Raw genomic sequence first — 1,503 nt, 5'->3', positions numbered from 1 at the left:
ACCACATCATCATCATCCTCTCTCCTCCTTATGTTCTCCTAGCTCTATCCCCTCAATTCTTTCAACCTCCTCTCTCTTCTCATCAAGCCTCAATCAAAAGGCTTGAAGGGAAGAAGAGCAACTCCAGCAGGTAGAAAGGCCAGAAGCAAAGATGGCGATCTCCAGCCTACATGCCACCACCTCCCTGCACTCCCCATGCACCACCAACACAAGCTTCAGGCAGAATCAGGTCATCTTCTTCACCACCAGAAGCAACAGGAGGGGTAGCACAAGGTACGGAGGAGCAAGAACCTTTCAGGTTTCATGCTCAGTCGACAAGCCAGTGGTGATTGGCCTTGCAGCAGACTCAGGATGCGGGAAGAGCACCTTTATGCGCCGGCTCACCAGTGTGTTTGGTGGTGCTGCAGAGCCACCCAAGGGTGGCAACCCAGACTCAAACACACTCATCAGTGACACGACAACGGTGATATGCCTCGATGACTACCATTCCTTGGACAGGACTGGCAGGAAGGAGAAAGGTGTGACTGCCCTGGACCCTAGGGCAAACGATTTTGATCTCATGTATGAGCAGGTGAAGGCAATCAAAGAAGGCAAGGCAATTGAGAAGCCAATCTACAACCATGTTACTGGTCTCCTAGACCCACCGGAGCTTATCCAGCCCCCCAAGATTTTTGTCATTGAGGGCTTACATCCCATGTTTGATGAACGTGTGAGGGACCTCCTAGATTTCAGCATCTACCTGGACATCAGTGACGAGGTTAAATTTGCATGGAAAATTCAGAGGGATATGGCAGAGCGCGGTCACAGCCTTGAAAGCATCAAGGCTAGTATCGAAGCCAGGAAACCAGATTTTGATGCCTTCATTGATCCCCAGAAGCAATATGCTGATGCAGTGATTGAAGTTCTGCCAACCCAGCTTATTCCTGATGACAATGAAGGAAAGGTGCTACGTGTTAAATTGATCATGAAAGAAGGTGTAAAGAACTTCAACCCAGTTTACCTCTTCGACGAAGGATCAAGCATCACCTGGGTCCCTTGTGGAAGAAAACTCACATGTTCTTATCCTGGCATCAAATTTGCCTATGGCCCAGACACTTACTTTGGGCATGAGGTATCAGTGCTGGAGATGGATGGCCAATTTGACAGACTAGATGAGCTTATCTATGTTGAGAGCCATTTAAGCAACCTCTCAACCAAATTTTATGGAGAGGTGACACAGCAAATGCTAAAGCATGCAGACTTCCCCGGCAGCAACAATGGAACAGGTCTCTTCCAAACTATCGTAGGACTGAAGATTAGAGATCTCTATGAGCAGATTATTGCTGAGAGGGCCGGTGCACCTACTGAAGCGGCAAAAGTTTAATGAGCTCCACATTCATATTTCGTGAATCTCTTCATCACCATACCATATCAATGACAATGGGCATCCTCGCATTTCTTGTAACTAGTTTTGGAAATATTACAGCTAGAAGAAAGTAGGATGGTCATTGCATAACTTGTGAA

The 1,503-nt window shown here is 47.3% G+C and carries 1 protein-coding gene; it reads left to right on the top strand.

From position 1 onward, the window contains the following. The first annotated feature begins 151 nt into the window (after positions 1-151). Positions 152-1,363, top strand: coding sequence for a phosphoribulokinase (locus OKA04_RS24890; protein WP_264503844.1), 1,212 nt, complete (start codon positions 152-154; stop codon positions 1,361-1,363). The last annotated feature ends 140 nt before the right edge of the window (positions 1,364-1,503 follow it).

Source organism: Luteolibacter flavescens (genome assembly GCF_025950085.1).
Lineage (GTDB): Bacteria > Verrucomicrobiota > Verrucomicrobiia > Verrucomicrobiales > Akkermansiaceae > Haloferula > Haloferula flavescens.
The sequence above is the reverse complement of the archived record's forward strand: the minus strand, read 5'-3'. Positions and strand labels throughout refer to the sequence as shown.